This window comes from Thermosipho affectus (assembly GCF_001990485.1).
Taxonomy (GTDB): domain Bacteria; phylum Thermotogota; class Thermotogae; order Thermotogales; family Fervidobacteriaceae; genus Thermosipho; species Thermosipho affectus.
In genome coordinates this window covers 284060-303610 of sequence record NZ_LBFC01000018.1, presented here as the reverse complement: position 1 = coordinate 303610, position 19551 = coordinate 284060, and the positions used below count along the sequence as shown (strand labels likewise).

General features: G+C 31.0%; 16 protein-coding genes. 9 read left to right on the top strand and 7 right to left on the bottom strand.

Annotated features, from left to right (window positions below):
• Positions 1-6: 6 nt before the first annotated feature.
• The 3 genes from rpoD to rpmB all read left to right on the top strand — a co-directional run bounded on the left by rpoD (position 7) and on the right by rpmB (position 4012).
• Positions 7-1119, top strand: a complete 1113-nt coding sequence (gene rpoD / locus XJ44_RS05875) for an RNA polymerase sigma factor RpoD (RefSeq protein WP_075666063.1) — start codon at positions 7-9, stop codon at positions 1117-1119.
• A gap of 60 nt (positions 1120-1179) precedes the next feature.
• Positions 1180-3684, top strand: coding sequence for an ABC transporter permease (locus XJ44_RS05870; RefSeq protein WP_233119527.1), 2505 nt, complete (start codon positions 1180-1182; stop codon positions 3682-3684).
• Between the two features lie 118 nt (positions 3685-3802).
• The gene (gene rpmB, locus XJ44_RS05865; protein ID WP_075666062.1) at positions 3803-4012 is read left to right on the top strand and encodes a 50S ribosomal protein L28; all 210 of its coding nucleotides are present in this window, start codon (positions 3803-3805) and stop codon (positions 4010-4012) included.
• Positions 4013-4092: 80 nt separating this feature from the next.
• On the opposite strand, the gene XJ44_RS09445 is transcribed toward rpmB, so the two are convergent.
• Entirely contained in the window at positions 4093-4215 is a 123-nt protein-coding gene (locus XJ44_RS09445; protein WP_255362970.1) for a hypothetical protein, read from the bottom strand.
• Between the two features lie 126 nt (positions 4216-4341).
• On the opposite strand from XJ44_RS09445, the gene alr reads away from it, so the two are divergent.
• From alr to XJ44_RS05840, 4 genes are read left to right on the top strand one after another with little or no spacing between them, the layout of a single operon-like run.
• Positions 4342-5436 carry an alanine racemase gene (alr, locus tag XJ44_RS05855; protein ID WP_077198375.1) on the top strand — a complete coding sequence of 365 codons (1095 nt, stop codon included), beginning with the start codon at positions 4342-4344 and terminating at the stop codon, positions 5434-5436.
• A complete protein-coding gene (locus XJ44_RS05850) occupies positions 5433-6443 on the top strand; it encodes a 3'-5' exoribonuclease YhaM family protein (protein ID WP_077198374.1) in 1011 nt (336 codons plus the stop codon). Before alr ends, XJ44_RS05850 begins: the two co-directional genes overlap by 4 nt.
• 1 nt (position 6444) lies before the next feature.
• Positions 6445-8535 carry a type I DNA topoisomerase gene (gene topA, locus XJ44_RS05845; RefSeq protein WP_077198373.1) on the top strand — a complete coding sequence of 697 codons (2091 nt, stop codon included), beginning with the start codon at positions 6445-6447 and terminating at the stop codon, positions 8533-8535.
• A 9-nt stretch (positions 8536-8544) separates the two neighbouring features.
• Positions 8545-9036 (top strand): chromate transporter, encoded by a 492-nt coding sequence (locus tag XJ44_RS05840; RefSeq protein ID WP_077198372.1) that lies wholly within the window; start codon positions 8545-8547, stop codon positions 9034-9036.
• On the opposite strand, the gene XJ44_RS05835 is transcribed toward XJ44_RS05840, so the two are convergent.
• The 5 genes from XJ44_RS05835 to XJ44_RS05815 are packed head-to-tail and all read right to left on the bottom strand — an operon-like array spanning position 9021 to position 14823.
• Positions 9021-9767, bottom strand: coding sequence for an N-acetyltransferase (locus tag XJ44_RS05835; RefSeq protein WP_077198371.1), 747 nt, complete (start codon positions 9765-9767; stop codon positions 9021-9023). The genes XJ44_RS05840 and XJ44_RS05835 overlap by 16 nt on opposite strands.
• A gap of 4 nt (positions 9768-9771) precedes the next feature.
• A complete protein-coding gene (locus XJ44_RS05830; RefSeq protein WP_077198370.1) occupies positions 9772-10260 on the bottom strand; it encodes a polyhydroxyalkanoate synthesis regulator DNA-binding domain-containing protein in 489 nt (162 codons plus the stop codon).
• Positions 10261-10296: 36 nt separating this feature from the next.
• Positions 10297-11487, bottom strand: coding sequence for a hypothetical protein (locus tag XJ44_RS05825; protein ID WP_077198369.1), 1191 nt, complete (start codon positions 11485-11487; stop codon positions 10297-10299).
• Positions 11488-11500: 13 nt separating this feature from the next.
• Positions 11501-12256, bottom strand: coding sequence for an outer membrane lipoprotein-sorting protein (locus tag XJ44_RS05820; protein ID WP_077198368.1), 756 nt, complete (start codon positions 12254-12256; stop codon positions 11501-11503).
• A complete protein-coding gene (locus XJ44_RS05815; protein WP_077198367.1) occupies positions 12253-14823 on the bottom strand; it encodes an efflux RND transporter permease subunit in 2571 nt (856 codons plus the stop codon). The genes XJ44_RS05820 and XJ44_RS05815 overlap by 4 nt, the downstream gene beginning before the upstream one ends.
• 364 nt (positions 14824-15187) lie before the next feature.
• Here XJ44_RS05815 and XJ44_RS05810 point away from each other — a divergent pair, with 364 nt between their 5' ends.
• Positions 15188-16300, top strand: coding sequence for a KamA family radical SAM protein (locus XJ44_RS05810; protein WP_077198366.1), 1113 nt, complete (start codon positions 15188-15190; stop codon positions 16298-16300).
• A 95-nt stretch (positions 16301-16395) separates the two neighbouring features.
• Positions 16396-17937: an FGGY-family carbohydrate kinase gene (locus XJ44_RS05805; protein WP_077198365.1), complete on the top strand. Its 1542-nt coding sequence runs from the start codon at positions 16396-16398 to the stop codon at positions 17935-17937.
• A gap of 41 nt (positions 17938-17978) precedes the next feature.
• On the opposite strand, the gene XJ44_RS05800 is transcribed toward XJ44_RS05805, so the two are convergent.
• Complete coding sequence (locus XJ44_RS05800) at positions 17979-19541, bottom strand: DNA-binding protein (RefSeq protein ID WP_077198364.1); 1563 nt, start codon at positions 19539-19541, stop codon at positions 17979-17981.
• Positions 19542-19551: the final 10 nt, after the last annotated feature.

Here is a 19551-nt window from a genome sequence, read left to right as displayed (position 1 = left end):
CTCCTGATGGCAAGAAGCAAAAAGTTTTCCGTGGATAAACAAATAGAAAAACTAGTAAAAATCGGAAAAGAAAAAGGTTTCGTAACATACGATGATATTGATAAAACATTTCCGCCCGATAAAACCGACGATTTTGATGGAAACATTTTAGAAAAAGTCTACGAAGAACTAGAAAAAAATAACATCTTAATAACCGAAACAAATCCTCATGAACAAATAGATGAAGTTTCATTAGATGATTTTCTAGAAGAATCCCCAAAATTTTACGATAACATGGCAACTAAGGATTTGATAAAAATGTACTTGAAAGACATAGGAAAAATACCTCTTCTCAGTCAATCAATGGAAAGAGAACTTGCAAGACGCGCCCAACAAGGTGATGAAAGAGCCAAGCAAAAATTAGTTGAATCAAACTTAAGATTAGTTGTAAGTATTGCAAAAAGATACATAGGAAAAGGATTGTCATTTCTTGACTTAATCCAAGAAGGAAATGTGGGGTTACTAAAAGCAGTAGAAAAATTCGACTGGAGAAAAGGATATAAATTTTCAACATATGCCACATGGTGGATTAGACAAGCTATAACAAGGGCTATAGCAGATCAAGCGAGAACTATTAGAGTCCCTGTCCACATGGTTGAAACTATAAACAAAGTACAAAAGATAATGAGAGATTATTATCAAAAACACGGAACTGAAATGCCTCTAGAAGAAATCGCAAAAGAAATTGGGAAACCAGTTGAAAAAGTAGAAGAAATACTCCAAGCTGCTAAAGAAACAACCTCACTTGAAGCTCCTGTTGGAGAAGATGAGGATTCTACTGTAGGTGATTTTGTTGCAGACGAAAGTATAGCTTCCCCTAGAAAAGAGGCTATGAGAATGCTTATTAGAGAAGAAGTGGAAAAAGTATTAGAAACATTAAATGATAGGGAAAAATTGGTCTTAAAGATGCGATATGGTTTAATTGATGGAAAATCAAAAACCCTTGAAGAAGTGGGACAATACTTTAACGTAACACGTGAAAGAATTAGACAAATAGAAGTCAAGGCCCTTAGAAAATTAAGGCATCCATCTAGAAGCAGATATTTAAAACTTTTATTTAAAATGTCTGATGAATCATAGGTGAGAGCAATGTTTAAAATACCCTTTCGAAATGTAATTAAAAATTGGAAAAAATCCCTTTTGGTAATTCTCGGAAGTATGATTGCAACTATGTTAGTGGTGGGAGCACTATCACTAAATGATTCTGTAAATAATTGGTTTGCAAACAAAATTAAAAACAATTTTGGAAATATAGACATAGTGGCAAAGGACAAAAGTGATACATTTTTCTTTCCAAAAACACTCAATATCACAAAGATATCTAAGTATCTTGACAAACTTAAAGAGAAAGAAAAAATAAAAGACTACACATTCGTTAATCTTATATCAACTAGAATACAATTTGATGAAAAATTTATAGATGTATTCGCAATAGGATACGATAAAAATTTTTTTAATTTTTCCAAAAAAATTGTTAATGGAGTAATAATATCAAAAGACCTAGCAGAAACTTTAAACGTAAAAAAAGGTGATAAAATAAATTTAATCACCCTTAACGGAAAAAAAGTTGTGGAAATAAACGAAATAGGAGCTGAAGAATTTAATTTTAGAGGCGAAACTGGTATGACAAATGGAAGCATATTTCTCCCTAAAGATCTTATGTTAAACCTCAAAATTTACACGTATAAAGAACCAAATACAGTATTTATTTCTTTAAAAAGTCCTATAAAAAATCATCTTAAAATTTCAGCAGAAATATCAAAACTTACAAATCTTAGAACTACTCCTACTAAGTATAATTTAAGGTATTCTCCTCTTAATAAAGTTATTGGCTATTTATTTTTAGGATTTAGTGGCTTTGCACTTTTAAGTAGTTTTTTATTTGTTTCAAACTTTTTTGGTGTACTAGCCGAAGACAGAAAAAAGGTATTTGGTACCTTAAGGGCTTTGGGATTTTCCAAATACAAAATTGGAGGATTGTTGTTTTTAGAAGGAGCTATATATATAATTTTCTCGTCTTTAATAGGGGCTACTTTGGGAATACTTTTTGGAAAATACTTATTAAGCTTAGTAAATAAAGCACCGGAAATATTATCATCTAATACTATGATTCCAGAAAAGATAACTTTCTTTATAACTACAAAAACCATATTATTGGGAATATCAGTTTCTATAGTTGTACCATTATTACTACTTATCTTTCGTTCAATTTCTTTTTCAAAATTACCTCCTGTTGTGTTACTTTCCAATACAGAAATTTTACCAAAGAAAAAATACTTGTATTTCCTTTTATTTGTGGGACTTTTAACTATTTTAAATTTCAACAGATTTTACTTCTTAATATTCTTAATTTTAACACTTCCAATATTCATTAAAAAAAACTATATCCTGGTAATTTCTGGAATTTCTGCTATATTATTGACACTCCTTCAAATAGGAACTGGGGGTAATTTGGACTATTTAATACGTTCTATCATATTTTTAATTGCAAGTATATATCTAGTTTTTTCGATTTTAGATATATTAAAGAGCATCTTAAAAAAATTTCACAGCATAACATCTATACTTTCAATTTCATACATTGAAAAACAAAAATTAAGAAATTACGTTGTTTTCCTTGTCTATGCAATCATTACACTCGTAATCATACTAACCGCTATTATACCCACAAGCATTTTTAAATATATCAACCAAAAGCTAAACACTGGTATACTAGGACACAATTTTATTATAATCGAAAATCCATTAAAAAGTTTCCTTAGCTTTTCAAATTATGATGAAGAATTTAAATCTATGTTTAAAAATATCTCAAAAATACAACTTGTCAACGCAAGGAAAAATGGAAAACACCTGGTAGTAATACTAGCATCAGAAAATATATGTAAAAGTTTAAAGATAAAAGGAAAAGATATCCCAAAATTAAAGTTAAAAGATGGATTAGGAAATAAAAACATACTTAAAAATGGAACAAATACCATCCTTCTAACAGGTATACTACCTGGTATAAGTGCAAGATTTAATGAAACATTTAACGTAGTTGATACATATGATCCAAAAGAACTACTTGTACCACTTGATGCAATATTTGTTTACGACAAAAAAATTTCCGGAGCACTTACGGGATATGCAGGGATAATAAAAGAAAAATTTGCTGAAAAGGCAAAGAAAATTGTATACGAAAAATTTGATTCTCCTTTGTACATAACAGAAGAATTAAACAAGATATTTTCCGGTATAAAGTATTTTGTTAATATAGCAATTCAACTTTTTTATTTTGGATTTATTAGTGGTTTTTCCGGACTAACCATACTAAGTTTAAAAAATGTACATGAAAGAAGAAGGATAATCGGTGCACTAAAGGCAATAGGTGTAAATAAAAAAATCATATTCAAATCCTTCTTGACGGAAACCTTTTTGATAGTCACGATAGCAATCATCACGGCAATATTCACAAATATTTTTATAACGCTTGATATTTTTAAAATGATATCTTCTGAAATACCTAATTTCAAAATAACAATTCCTTGGGGACAAATTTCATTAGTACTATTGGGCGTTTATCTTATTACAACTATATTTACCATATATCCTGCAAATCTTGCTCAAAAAATCAAAGCATCAGAAGCAATTAGGGTTTTCGATTAATGAAACACACTTTTTACATTTCTAAAATTGACACATTGAAAACAAAAGTGTAAAATATAGTTTGTATTAAAGTAGAAAATATATAAAGATAAAATAAAAAAGAAAGGGGAGAATGAAAATGGCAAGATGTCAAATTTGTGGTAAAGGACCCGTTACCGGCAAGAACGTTTCACACTCAAACAGAAAAACAAATAGATGGTTCAAACCTAACCTACAAAAAGTAAGAGTAATAACAGATGAAGGAAAAGTAAAGAGAATGTGGGTATGTACGAGCTGTCTAAGCGCGGGGAAAGTTAGAAGATACGTTAGCAAAAGCGTGGAGGCGTAATAAGCGGGTATTCCCCGCTTTGTTTTTATGTACAAAATATTGGTAATTTTATTTTTCTTATCTTCACACTATCCTTTATACTACATATTAAAATTCCCCATTTCTTTTCCTGTTTTTGTGATAACTTTTTCCTCATACTTTACTATAACTTCCCTCTTTTTGGAAGCCGTTACTTTTTCCGTTAATCTCAATAGAGATTTCATTGAAATTAGTTCTCTCTTTTACGAAAAATCCATTTCTATATCAAAAATCGAATATTTTCGTTATTCTATATTTTGTGTTAAAATAAGGTCTGAAGGTAAAACTTATGCTTTTCCACCAATGGGGGGATATTTACGGAAAGTAGAAGAACTTTTGCCGAAATAAATCTTAAAAATTATATACATAATCTAAAACATTTTGAAAAAGAATGTGCTCCTGCAAAAATAATGCCTGTAGTAAAGGCTGATGGGTATGGCCATGGTGCTGTTTTCCTTGCAAAGGCAGCGGAAAAAATTGGAATTGACTATTTTGCCGTGGCTTTTTTAGAAGAGGCATTAACATTAAGAGAAAATGGAATTAAAGCAAATATACTTGTATTTAACTACATAGATAAAGATTTTGTCGAAATTGCCGTAAAAAATAATATAACCATTACAATGTTTTCTTGGGAACAACTTCAATTATACAAAAACTTAAAAAGAAAACCAAAAGTTCACATAAACATCAATACCGGAATGAATAGGCTAGGAATTAAACCAAATGAAGCTCAAAGGTTTTTCAAGGCACTTATTAAAAATAATTTTGAAGTTGAAGGTGCATACACTCACTTTGCCGTTGCAGATTCCAAAGATAAAGAAGATATAGAGTTTACAAAAAAGCAATATAGATTATTTGCCAATACAAATTTAGATGTTAAAATAAAACACGTAAACAATAGTGCAGGTGCAATCTCAAAGCTAGTACCCATGGAAAACTATATAAGAGTTGGAATTGCAAGTTACGGTCTTATGCCAAGTTTACAAGTAACAGATGAAAATCTCAAACCTGTACTTTCATGGAAAAGTGTGGTTTCTCACGTAAAATATATTGAAAAAGGAGAAACAATAAGTTACGGTAGAACATTTAAAGCACCAAAAAAAATGAAAATTGCAACAATTCCCGTTGGATATGCAGATGGATATTGGAGGCATTTATCAAACAAAGGAGAGGTCTTGATAAACGGCAAAAGAAGAAGAATCTTGGGCAGGGTTTGCATGGATCAATTTGTAGTAGAAGTCGATGATGATGTGAAAATAGGTGATGAAGTAGTATTAATAGGTATGCAAGGAAAAGAAAAAATAAGTGCAGAAGAAATTGCAGAAAAAGTGGGAACAATAAATTACGAAGTAACCTGCAGAATATCCAGTAGAGTCCCAAAAATATACAAAGGGGTGGAATTTTGAAATTATCCAAAGAATTGATAGAGAAATCCAAAGAACCTTTCATATCTGAACTCGAAAATTATATAAACTCAGATGTTGAATTAATTGTAAAAGTAAAGAGCAAAAGACTCCTAGAGAATAAAAATGGTAAAAGATATTTACTAATAACTTTTGAAGATAAAACAGGGATTTTAAGAGCTATTGACTGGTTTAACGCAGAAAAAAACAACTCAAAAGTGGATGTTGGTAATGTGGTAAGAGTAAACGGCAAAATTGTTTTATACGATGGAAGACTTCAATTAAACATTCCTCAAGACTCGAATTTAATTGTATTAAATGAAAATGAATATTCGTATGAAAGATTCGTATCTGAATCAAAAATTCCCGTAGATGAAATTATAAGTAAGCTCTTTGAAATTATCGAATCTATAAGAAATAAAGAATTAAAACAACTTTTAGAGGAAATATTTAAAAATGACGAAGAGCTTTTTAACAAATTTAAAAATTCACCGGCGGGATTAAAAGTACACCACAACTATATTGGAGGTCTTGCCGAACATTCCATAACAGTGGCAAAAATGTGTGATAATGTAGCAAAGATATATCCATGGCTTGACAGAGACCTTTTAATAACCGGTGCACTTTTACACGATATAGGAAAAATTTACGATTATGAGATCAATTCAAAGGGTATAGAAATTACCCAAACAGGTGAATTAATAGGTCATATTGTTATGGGATATGAAATAGTTAACGAAAAAATAAAAAAATTAAACCTAAGAGGAATCTCGGAAAAACTTCTCCATATGATCCTTTCACATCACGGAGAATTAGAATGGGGTTCTCCTATTCTCCCAAAAACGCCGGAAGCTTTTGTATTACACATGATTGAAAATTTAGACTCCAAATTAAATAGAATCCAAAATATAAAAGAAAAAGAATTAGAAACAAATCCAAATAAAAAATGGAGCGATTTTGATCCAAACTTAGGAAGAAGATTATTATTAAAACACACTGAGAGGGGATAACGTGGGAAAGAAAAAAAAGGTAATCATAGTAGAATCACCTGCTAAAGCAAAAACTATCGAAAAAATACTTGGGGAAGATTACAAAGTTATTTCATCAAAAGGACATGTTAGGGACTTACCTCAAAAGAAATTTGGAGTAAATCTCGAAAATTTCGAACCTGAATTTGAAATAATCCCTGGCAAAGAAAAGGTTGTTGAACAGATACAAAGAGAAGTAAAAGGAAAAGAAGTTTTAATAGCCTCAGATATGGATAGGGAAGGTGAAGCTATCGCATGGCACCTTTCCAATATATTAAACCTTTCCGGAAAAAATCGAATAATATTTACCGAAATTACACCAAATACTATTAAAAAATCCGTACAATCTCCAAGAGAGATAGATATAAAAAAAGTAAACGCACAACTTGCAAGAAGAATTTTAGATAGAATAGTTGGTTACAAAATAAGTCCTCTATTATGGAAAATTATAAAAGGTGCAATGAGTGCCGGAAGAGTTCAATCTGCAGCCTTAAAAATAATTTGCGATAGAGAAAGAGAAAGATTCGTTTTTAAACCAAAAGAGTTTTACAAGGTCTCTATTGAGGTAAAAAAAACTAAAGCAAGCTTGTGGAGTATCTCTGGAAAAAAGATAAAACAAGAAAATGTAACGGAAAAAATAGCAAATGATATAAAAGAAAATGTTAAAGAAGTAATTTTAAAAGACATTATAGAAAAAGAACGAAAAAAATCACCTCCCTCACCATATATAACAAGTACACTTCAACAAGATGCAGCAACAAGACTGGGGTTCCCCGTATCTAAAACCATGAAAATAGCACAATCACTATATGAAGGCGTAAATACAAAAGATGGTCAACACATTGCCTTTATTACTTACATGAGAACAGACTCTACACGCGTTTCTGAAGAAGCAAAAAACATGGCAACAGATTTTATTGAAAAGAAATTTGGAAATGAATATAAAGGCGGAAAAAAAACAAAAAAACAGAAAAAGAAAGTTCAGGATGCCCATGAATGTATAAGACCTGTAAACATAGAAATAACTCCGGAAATTGCCAAAAACTTATTAAATCAAGATGAATACAAGTTATATAAAATTATATGGGAAAGATTTCTTGCTTCGCAAATGAAACACGCAATTTATAAAGACAAAACTTATATATTTCAAAGTGGAAAATACGAATTTAGAACCACAATATCTCACCGTATATTTGATGGATTTGAGATAATTTACAATACAAAGGAAAAAAAAGAAAATGAATTAAATCTTAAAGTAGGCAAAACATATAACGTTTCAAAGGTAAACACCGAAAAAGACATGACAAAACCTCCTTCAAGGTTTACAGAAGCAACACTTGTAAAAAAATTAGAGACAGAAGGAATAGGAAGACCAAGTACTTATGCAACGATAATCTCCACTCTTTTGCAAAGAAAATATGTAATAAAGGAAAAGAAAGAACTTCTTCCGACACTTCTTGGCTTTGTAGTAGAAGACTTTTTAACAAAAAAATTCCCAGAAATAGTAGACAAAAATTTTACCGCAACAATGGAAGCAGAACTGGATAAAATAGAGACTGGTGAAAAGCAGTGGAAAAGCGTACTTAACGAATTTTATTCAGATTTTTCAAAGTACCTTTCAAAAGCACAAAAAGAATTTTACACCGTAAACTACGAAACTGATTTAAAATGCGAAGACTGTGAAGGTACTTATAAACTGAAAATAGGAAAATTTGGCCTGTATTTAAATTGTGAATCATGCCAAAAAAATAAAAGTATTGATAACACAATAAATGCAGTAATAATAGAAAATAAAGCCTATATTAACAAAGCAATTGAGAACCACATCTCTATAACAGTTTCTGAAAACGCATGTCCAAAATGCGGTGGTAATCTTACAAGAAAAAAAGGAAAATTTGGTTATTACTTTAAATGTGATTCTTGTGATTTCACTATATCTGGTTATAAAATTGCAAGCGGAAAATGTCCCAAATGCAACTCAATAGTAGTAATGAAAAGAAGCAAAAATGGAAAAACATATTGGGCATGCGCAAATCCAGACTGTGATTATATGTCATGGAATGAACCCAAATGAGGTGATCATTTGTTAAAACTATTCATGACCTTTGCAAAAATTGGATTTTTAGCATTTGGTGGTGGATGGTCAATAATAGGAATCATTCAAAGTACCGTTTTGTCTAATAATTGGCTTACTCCACAACAATTTAAAGAAATATTATCAGTGGCCCAAATGACCCCGGGCCCTGTTTTTTTGAACCTTGCAACATATTTGGGACTTAAAATGTACGGTATAAAGGGGGCTATATTAAATTCCTTTTCAGTCCTTGTTGCACCTATTACTTTTACCACTATATTTTTCCTAATTAGGAATAAAGTTTCCAACAAGCTTATAAATGCTTTAAAATTTGGAGTAATTTTTCTAATAATTCTTACCATTCAATCTCTTGCTTTGCGTATTGATAATGCCTTTCAAATAATACTGATATTGTTGGCTTTTATACTATTTACGAAAACAAAAATTGATCCGATATACATTATACTTCTATCTGGAATAATTGGCTACTTTCTTTTTTGATTTTCCAATAACTCATCTGCAGGCACATCCTTTAGTTCTCTTGCCGGAACTCCTGCATAAACTTTTTTAGAAGGTATATCTTTTGTAACAACTGCACCTGCAGCTACCAATGCATCTTCACCAATTACTATTCCTGGAAGAATTGTAGCGTTTGCACCAATTCTCGCACCTTTTTTTAAAGTAGGACCTTTAAAGTATTTTTTTCTCTCTTCTGTCCTTCCTAAAAAGTTATCGTTTGTAAACGTTACTTCAGGAGCAACAAAACAAAAATCTTCAATATTTGAAATTGCAGTTATGTATGCCTCTGTTTCAATTTTTACATACTTTCCTATTTGTGTTTTATTTTCTACCGTTACCCCTCTACCAATGATAGTATACTCTCCTATTTTCACATCTTCGCGTATACTTGCAAGATCACCTACAAAAACAAAATCACTTAAAATTGCACCTCTATAGATTACGCATAACGCCCCTATTGTAACAAAATTTCCAATAACAAGTGATGGTAATTCTTTTTCTTCCGTTGTTGCAGATGCTTTAGCTTTAAATGGCTTCTTTCCAAGGACTGTATTATCACCAACAACAGAACCTTCCCTTATGATAGTTCCCTCTCTAATAACTACGTTGTGACCTATTTGCACATTGTTCTCGATAATGACACCATCTTCAATTACCACATTGTGCCCCAATTTAACATTTTTTCCTATTTTTGCCTTATCTGAAATATACAAATCTTCACTTCCTTTCTAATTCACCACATCTCTTTTTCAATTCCTCATATTCTAATTTTAACTTCTCGTACTCTTCCTTTGGAACAAAACCTGCAGAACTTATAACACTTATTATATCCGCTTTTAATTTATCATTGAATTCGTTGAAATGCTTAATAACCGAATTTCCTATGTCCTTTGCCATTTCAGAGGTTAAAACACCTTGATCAACAAGATCCAACAAAATTTCAACAAATTCATCGGAACTTCCATTAAAAAACCTTATAAAAGCATGTATCAATTTTTCAACAATCTCCCTTTTTAACCCACCAAATACTTTTCCCTTAATTCTCGCTTTTAAAGAAATTTCCTGGGTAATATCATTACCCAGGCTATCCACAACTTTTATAACTTCACCATTTCTAACAAAATTAGCAATATCATCCAATGTAATAAATTGCTTATCTAAGGTATCGTATAACTTCCTATTTTTATATTTTTTTATTAACCGCAATGTTCCCTCCATAGTAAACCAAAAAAACCGCAGGTTTTATATTTCTGACTTTAGTCCAACCATTACTAAAGTTATATCCTTGTTCCATTTACCTCTTAAGAAAATACCTGTATAATCATCAAAGTTGTAGCCCAATTCGTATAACACATCAAAATCCTCTAAATTATATTTTACCATACCTTTTACATTAAAGTTATCTTTTGAGTAATTGCCATATATTCCCACTAAAAAACTATCGTATTTAAGGTCTACTAACTTAATATACCCATCAACACCTACTAATCCATTACTACCTATTTGATATTCAACTCCTGAAACGTTTTCTAACAAGCTTGGTACTTTCTCTTCAATTTTTACATCTCCAACACCTGAAACAGGTATTTCAAAATCTGAAACATTTCCAGATTCAAAACCTAAATAGTTATGTACCAAAAATGAAGTCTTTGGGATCTGATAGACTAAACTATTTGAAATTGTAAAAACAAAAGGTCTTTTAACAACTAACCCTTCTTCTGAAATTTTATCTACTACAAAATAATCTGCTCCTTTGTATGTAAGGTATAGAGAATAATCCACACCAAGAATATTACCAAACCAACCCATTCCATACGATAACATGGGCCTTAATCCATCCAAAACGGGAGTTGAAGGTGTGTTCAACAAGGCTAAAATTAGTGAATCGTCGGGTAAGTCTGTTTTAACTGTATACGTATAAGTTGCAGGTCTTTCAAATTGGACAAAATTTGAAAAAACATTTAACCTTATACTTCCAAAATCAGTATTATACATATACCTTGCACCTATTGTTGGAAGTTTTTCACTTTCAAAAAATTTTCCAACTTTGTCATAAACTTTGAAAATCTCTGAATCAGGCAATCTCTCAATAAATTTTCCAACCCTTATATCACCAAATTTTGTATAAGCTTCCGCATATGCTTCTTTTAAAGTGGTTAAAGTTAATGGTGCAGGATATAAAATTGAATAGAAATCTCCTTCAAAATAAATATAAGAACTATCATAAACCTGATCAAAAATAAGTGTTGATTTTGTATAAAAAGTCCTATCAAACTTTGTATCACTACTAAATGTTAATGGAAAATACATTTTATACTGTCCTATATCAACTAAATTTGTATCAAGATAAAGATACCCACTTTCCAAGTTCAAAGTAAATGAAAATGCGTAAACAAATAAAATTGATAAGAATAATACAGATAATTTTTTCATAAACTACACCTCCTTAATACCTTAAAATGGGTTTTGATATAGTAATCGGCGAAAAGAATTTTTCAGGAATACCTATATCAAACTCTACATCTTTAAGGATAATTTCTGTTACTGTATTTTCTTTTAAGTTTCTTGCAACAATACTTGTTGGGACGTTATAACCATCTATGTTTTGAATTTTTTCAAACGTTATAGTTTTATACTTTTCACCTTGCCAGTTGAAAAATTCTATGTAAACTGGTAAAAGTAATTTTTTATCAATTTTCATATTTAACTTTTTAAAATCAAGTTCTGAATCGTTATGTGTAATATGTAAATAATAATAATTTTCATCCTCTTTAGTTAACTCTGCATTATAATTTCTATCACTTACCTTATAAACAAGCTCAATATCTTTATATGTAAAATCTGAACCTGCAAATCTATCGTTTTTTGCCGCACCACTTATACGCTTTGTGGTTCTAAATGCCGGCATGTACAAATATATATTGTCCGAACCTCTTACCAATAACGTTAAATTTCTATCAGATGCAGGTTTTTTAAATCTAATTATCGCATATACAACATCTTCACTTTTTTTGTACATGTAAATAGTAAATTCTTTTCGTTGTACGTTTCCCTTTTCATCAGTCATTTTTAATTCAAACAGTGCCTTCTCGTCTTTTACATTCTGATAACTATCCTTTACATTATCCAAAACCTCTTGACCTGTTATAGAAAATGCAAAAATAACAAATAATAGTGAAAATACCGTCAAAAACTTCTTCATGCCTTTCTACCTCCTTTTATCGAAAATGCCGCAGATAAGAATAATATTGTTAAAAGTGCACTCAAAATCAAAGTAATACCCGTTAAAAGCCCGAATTGCCTTAACATCTTAATATCCGAAAATACAAATGTGAAAAATCCAAATGAAACAGCCAATGCATTAAATACTATTCCCCTTCCTGTTGTAAATATAGTCTTTACAACCGCATCTTTTTTATTACCCAACCTTTCACTTTCGATCTTGTACCTGGAAATAAAATGAATAGCATAGTCTACCCCTGCACCTATTGCAATAGCAGCAATGGAAATTGTTGCAGTATTAAGCGGTATGTTCAACATACCCATAAGCACAAAGTTGAAAAAGACGGTAAAAATCGACGGAATTACTCCTATTATTCCCACTGCAAAAGACTTCATTTGTAAAAGCAAAAGTACAAAAACTACAAATAAAGTCAAAAACATGGATTGATACTGATTCTTAAACAACAAATCACTCACGTACAACGCTATTTCTTGTGCACCTGTGTGTATTGCACTATAACTTGGCTTTAAACTTGGAATATATATATCTTTTTCGGATACTATCTTTAAATATTGTTCGGTATTTTCGTTATATGGAATTCCTAATTTCCTTGCAAAATAACTTGCCTTCCATTTTTTTACAGGCAAATAAAGCTCGTTGTATAATAGATAGCCAAAATCAGAATCAAATTCTTCTTCTTCAAACTTCTTCATACTTAAAAGCTGATCTACAACCCTTTCTTTATCTTCTACACTTTCTCCTAATAATTTTTCTACATCATCAATTGCTTTTAAAATTTCATCTCTATGTAATCTTGCAATCTCAGAAAATGGCATATTCTTCACTAAATTATATGTTTTCTCAAGTTTTTTAACATCTACATTAAGTGCTTTTGCGTAATATTTAAAATCGGGAGTATGAGAAACTTCAAAACCTTTTGGCACACTCTCTAAAATTTTTTCTATATCATTTATTAATTTTCTTGTTTTGCTTTCACTATCAACTTTGACTGTTACTTGTATAATCCCCCTATTTAGTTGTTTGTTAACGACGGAATAAATTGTTTCATTTCCTTGGAGAAAAAACCACAAGTTTGACAACTCGTCTTTTGAGAACGGTATGGAATAAAATCCAGTAAACGCCCTACTTAAATCCAACAAAGTATCAACAATAGAAAATGTATTTACAACTCCCTCTAAATTATTTAACCTTCTTTCTATCTCATCCATTGCAATTAAAACAGCAGGATCTTTAAAATCTCCCTTCACATCTATGAATAAATAATCAGATCCTCCAAAATTTGTTTCAATAAAACGTTTATCTACAATAATTCTCTCGTTATCATTTATAGAATTAACAATATCCATATCTGTTTTTATATTAAAAATAAATGGTATCGTTGCAATAACAAGGATAATCAAAACAGTTAGTGTTAGTTTGGGCCTTAAAACCAACCTTGAATGTTTCTTTTCATCCACATGAAAAACTGTAGGCGGATTTATGTAATACAACATCGCTGGAACAAAAAATAGCGCTATAAAGTTACACAACATAACTCCAATACTAGAGAAAATCCCCATTATCCAAACAGGTTTTATATCAGCAGTAAGTAATGACAAAAATCCCACTGCGGTTGTAAGACCACTTAATAAGACAGCAATACCCACATCTCTTAACGTGTAAATTACCCTTTCTTTCTTATTTCCCTTTTCTTCATAGTACTTATTCACAACGTGTATAGAATAAGCCGTACCAATAGATATCAAAGCAACAGGTATAATGGAATTTGCTATTGTAATGTCGAATCCAAAAACTACTATTAATCCCATAGTCCAAATAACACTAATAATTACCCCTAAAATTGGCAAAAAAGCACCTGTAAATCTTCTAAATGTAACTGTCAAAATTACAACCACTATTAAAAGCGATATGGGAACAAGTTTCATTAGATTTCTAAAAGTTATCTCTTTAACAGCCTGATTCATAGCAGAAACTCCGTAAAAATGAACACCTTTATAATAGTTGTTTTCTGCTAAATCTTTTAACGCTTCAAATGCTTCAGATTCCTTCCCACTTTCAAGAGAAACTAACATCAATCCAGATTTCCCATTGTCAGAAATAAACTTACTCCTTAGCGTTTTATATTTCAAAAGAGACGTTGGTTCTACCTCTCCTGATTTAAGCATTTCAGAAACTGTAGAAACCTCAATACCATTTTTCGTGTTTACAACAAGTGGAATATTTGTTATCGAAGTAACATGTTCTACTCCTTCCAACTTTTCAACCTTGGTAGTTAATTCATCAATCTTTCTTAAATCTTCTGAATTTTCAATTTCAAATCCCACCATGACCATGGAATTAATGTTAAATTCTTCTGCAAGAGATTCATACTTTTGCACTAAAGGATCATCTTTTGGTGGATATTTTGTAATGTCATCCCTTATCTTTAAATCTTTAATTTGAACCAGAAAAAAAACCGTAAGTACAAAAGTAACAATAATTATCAAAAGCGCATTCTTTTGAACAAATCTTCCCAACCTTTCCAAAACAACACCTCCTTTATTCTGCGTTGCATAATATAATCTATCACTTATTTGTTACAATAAACACACAGAAAATGTTAAAATTATGCGATGCATAAAAATAAATCAACCCATATTCTAAAGTTATTTTATTTAATTAATATTTAACATAAAATACATTTTTTCTAATTACGCAATAAATTCAATTAACAATTGATCTGCATAAACTTATACAACACTTTTAATATATAATATACGTAAATGCAATTATATATTTACTTACTAACAATATTAAATTAACTTATATTTGTTAGAATTAAAATGAAACCAACCAAACTATTCCTTTCTTTCCTGAAAACATACCAATTTTTTACAAAGGAGGGATATTATGCCTGTAAAGTATATTATTGACATTTCAAAAGTCGACCAGCTTACAGATAAAGAAAAAAAAGAATTGAAAAGAGTAACTGAAAAATACAAATTCCGAACTAATGATTATTATTTAAATCTCATAAATTGGGAAGATCCAAATGATCCTATAAGAAAACTTATAATTCCTCAAATAGGAGAACTTGAAGAATGGGGGAGACTAGATGCTTCAAATGAAAAAAGCTATACAATAAGCAAAGGACTACAACACAAATACAGAGACACCGCTCTTTTGTTAGTAAACGATGTATGTGGGGGTTTTTGTAGATTTTGCTTTAGAAAAAGATTATTTATCAACATCGGCGAAGAAGTCGCAAGAGATGTAACAAAAGATTTAGAATATATAAAATCACATAAAGAAATTACAAACGTACTTCTTACTGGAGGAGATCCTCTATTACTTTCCACCAAAAAATTAGAAAAAATAATTTCTCGAATTAGAGAAATAGAACACGTAAAAATCATAAGGATAGGTTCTAAAATGGTTGCTTTCAATCCATATAGGATAATAGAGGATCCCGAATTAATTGAGCTTATCAAAAAATATTCAACTGATGAAAAGAAAATATACATAATGACACAATTCAACCATCCAAGGGAATTAACAGAACCAGCTATTAAAGCCGTGAATATGCTTTTAAAAGCTGGTGCAATTCTTGCAAACCAAACACCTTTAATCAAAGGGGTAAATGCTAATTGGAAAACCCTAATGGAACTATTCCAAAAATTATCATTTATCGGAATACCACCATATTACGTTTTCCAAGGAAGACCGGTATCCGGTAATAAACCTTTTGCGGTACCAGTTGAAGAAGGATATCAAATATTCTTAAAAGCAATAATGAACGTATCTGGGCTTGCAAAAAGAGCAAGATTTGTTATGTCACATGAAACCGGAAAGATAGAAGTTTCAGCACTTACAGATGAACATATAATATTCAGATATCAAAGAGCTCACAATCCAAAGAATGCTGGGAAAATTATGGTTTTCAAAAGAAATCCAAATGCATACTGGTTTGACGACTACAAAGAACTTGTAACTGAATATATTGTTGAAAATCCTATATATTAAAACAAGCAACCTTTAAAGGTTGCTTGTTTTTTTATATATACCATTTGGAGATATAATATTATATAGAAAAAATTAAAAATTTGGAGTGTGCAAAAATGAACTACGCAATAAGTATTGATTGCGGCACTCAAAGTTTGAGAGCACTTCTATTTGATGAAAACGGAAAACTCCATGATATTGAAAAAATAACATACGTCCCATATTTTTCTACAAAACCGGGTTTAGCGGAACAAGATGTAGAAATTTATTGGAATGCTCTTTCAAGTTCTGTAAAAAGATTAAAAGAGCGAAATAAAGGAAAATTCTCGAAAGTTCTAGGTATAAGCATAACAACCCAAAGGGATACTATTGTTTTTGTAGATAAAGAAGGAAAGCCCCTTAGGCCAGCAATTATATGGCTTGATCAAAGAAAAGCATCGCAGAAAAATGTGCTAAATTTTATTGAAAATATAGGGTTTTCAATTATACGCATGAAAAAAACAGCATTGAGAATTTATAGAAGAAGTAGACCAAATTGGGTAATGGAAAATGAACCAGATGTTTGGAAAAAAACTCATAAAATTCTACTATTATCAGGATATCTCTTGTACAAACTAACGGGAAAATTTATCGATTCAAAAGCATCTCAAATTGGACATATACCATTTGACTATAAAAAACAAGATTGGCCTAAAAGTGACAAAAATTGGCGTTGGCGGTTGTTTGGATTCACAAGAGAACAACTTCCAAAATTAGTTGACCCATGTATCTCCATTGGAAAAATATCAAAAAAAGTTTCACAAGAAATAGGTCTTCCAGAAGGAATAGATATAATAACCTCTGGTTCAGATAAAGGCTGTGAAACTTTGGGAACAGGTTGTATAACCGAAAATTGTGCAAGTCTAAGCTTTGGGACAACTGCAACGGTTCAAGTCACATCTAAAAAATACTTTGAACCTATACCATTTATTCCTCCGTATCCGGCAGTTATCCCAAACATGTACAACCCAGAAATAGAAATATTCAGGGGATATTGGCTAATAAAGTGGTTTATAAGAGAATTTGGAGAAAAAGAAATATCACTCGCAGAAAAATTACAAGTAGCCCCCGAAGTAATATTAAACAAATTTCTCGATAATATTCCCCCAGGATCACACGGACTTATTCTACATCCCATGTGGACTCCAGGACTTGATATGCCAAATGCAAAGGGAGCAATAATTGGTTTTGGAGATATACATACAAAAGGACATATTTATAGAGCGATAATAGAGGGAATAAATTATGCGCTCCGTGATGGATTAGAAAGGATTGAAAAGAATGGGAAAATTAAAATAAATAGATTAACAGTTTCAGGTGGTGGTGCACAAAGTAATCGCATCTGTCAAATAACCGCAAATATGTTCAACCTTCCCGTATATAAAACAGAAACACATGAAACCTCTGGCCTTGGAGCAGCAATATGTGTATTTGCCGCGTTTTCAGATATAAAAACTGTAGTAAAAAAAATGGTACATTACTCAAATATATTTCAACCCAACGAAAGAGAAGTAGAAATATACGAAAAACTGTATAATAAAGCGTATAAAAAGGTATATTCTTCCCTTAAAAACGTATACAAAGATATTAAGAAAATAACAAACTATCCTGAAGACTAAATAAACAATTGGGAGAAGTACTTCTCCCAATTGTAAAAATTTTACTTTATATTATCATTCTTCAAGTAATTAACTATGTTAATAGCAAGTTTTGCATCATCTCCATAATCCCAACCATTGTGTAAAATATCATTTCTATCACCGGTACCATCATCAAAAGGTGAGCTATCACCAATTGCCACTACTTTTCCTTTTCCAAAAGTTGAAACAACTAAAAACGGCTTTTTAAATCTATCTGCTATTAAAACCTTTACCTTATCTGATAAAATTTTTATCGTACTTCCTGCCCATACACCTACTTTTTCTACACCACTTGTTATATAATGTTCATATATATATCTTAAAGGTTCTTCTTGGATATTATCTTCCGAAAATACAAAACCAAACTTTTTAACAAATTGATTAAATATTTTTGGAGAATCCCACCCGTTATGGTTTCTATCTGATCCACCATGGTCAGCTATAAGGAATAACCCTCCACCATTTTCCACAAATTTTACAATTGCCTGTACTTCTGTCTTATCAAATGGTTTGTTAGGTTCTGGAATTACAAGTACCTTGTATAAGCTTAAAAGTTCAAAGGAAAGTTTTTCCTTTGTACCTTTTACATACCCATCTATAGAGTTTGCAAATTTAGAATATGCCCCATTAATTACCCAATCGGCATTCCCCGCTTGTTGACCATGTCCTTCATCGAATAAAACTCTATTTTCAAAAATATCTTTTTTTGGATCAATCGATAATATTTTTGACCCCATTTTATTTCCATTAATATCTCTTATAAATCTTATCATTATCTTTTCAGGTTTTTCAACACCAGCATCCAAAATTATTACTCTGTTGTTAAAGAACATTTCATGTCCTTTAATTTCAACATTTGAAATTCTAACAGTTTTATTATCATTCACACTTGTTGAATCTACAGGTTCATTAAAAACCACATAAACTTTGTTATTCTTCAAAAATACGGATCCTACCTCTGGTGGAAAAACATCTCCAGCTTCTATATCTTCCATTCCCCTTGGCCAAAGCTCAAAAAATGCTTGATATCTTCCAAGTACACCTTTTACCTTCATTTTCATTCCAACTCTAAAATACGAAGTCAATATTCCTGTGTTTTCCCTTATAAAGACCATACCCTTTCCACTACCATCATCAATGTATATCTTTCGCGTATCCCCTTTTTCAATACTCACAACTTTTCCTTCAACTTCAACGAATAGCCCTTGAAGTGATTCATCGTTAATATCAACAGTTTTTATTTTTAATGGCTCTGGCAATTCATTATCACTTGAAATCACCTTAACGCCATTTTTACTCACTACTATTTCCCGATTTAATCTATGTGTCCACAAATAACCTTTAACCTCAACTAAATCCCCACGCTTAACTTTCTCAAAATACCCACCTTTAAGATACACATTAATACCCGCACTCTCATCTTGAACAAATATGATATTAACATCAAATGGGCCTGGTTCTACTGTTACAATTCCCCTAATCAAAACATCTGTCCCATCTGGTAATTTCTTTGCATCTGAAATACTCATGGAAATAGAAATTAAAGAAATTATCAAAAACATCCACACTATAGACTTTTTCATGTTTTCACCT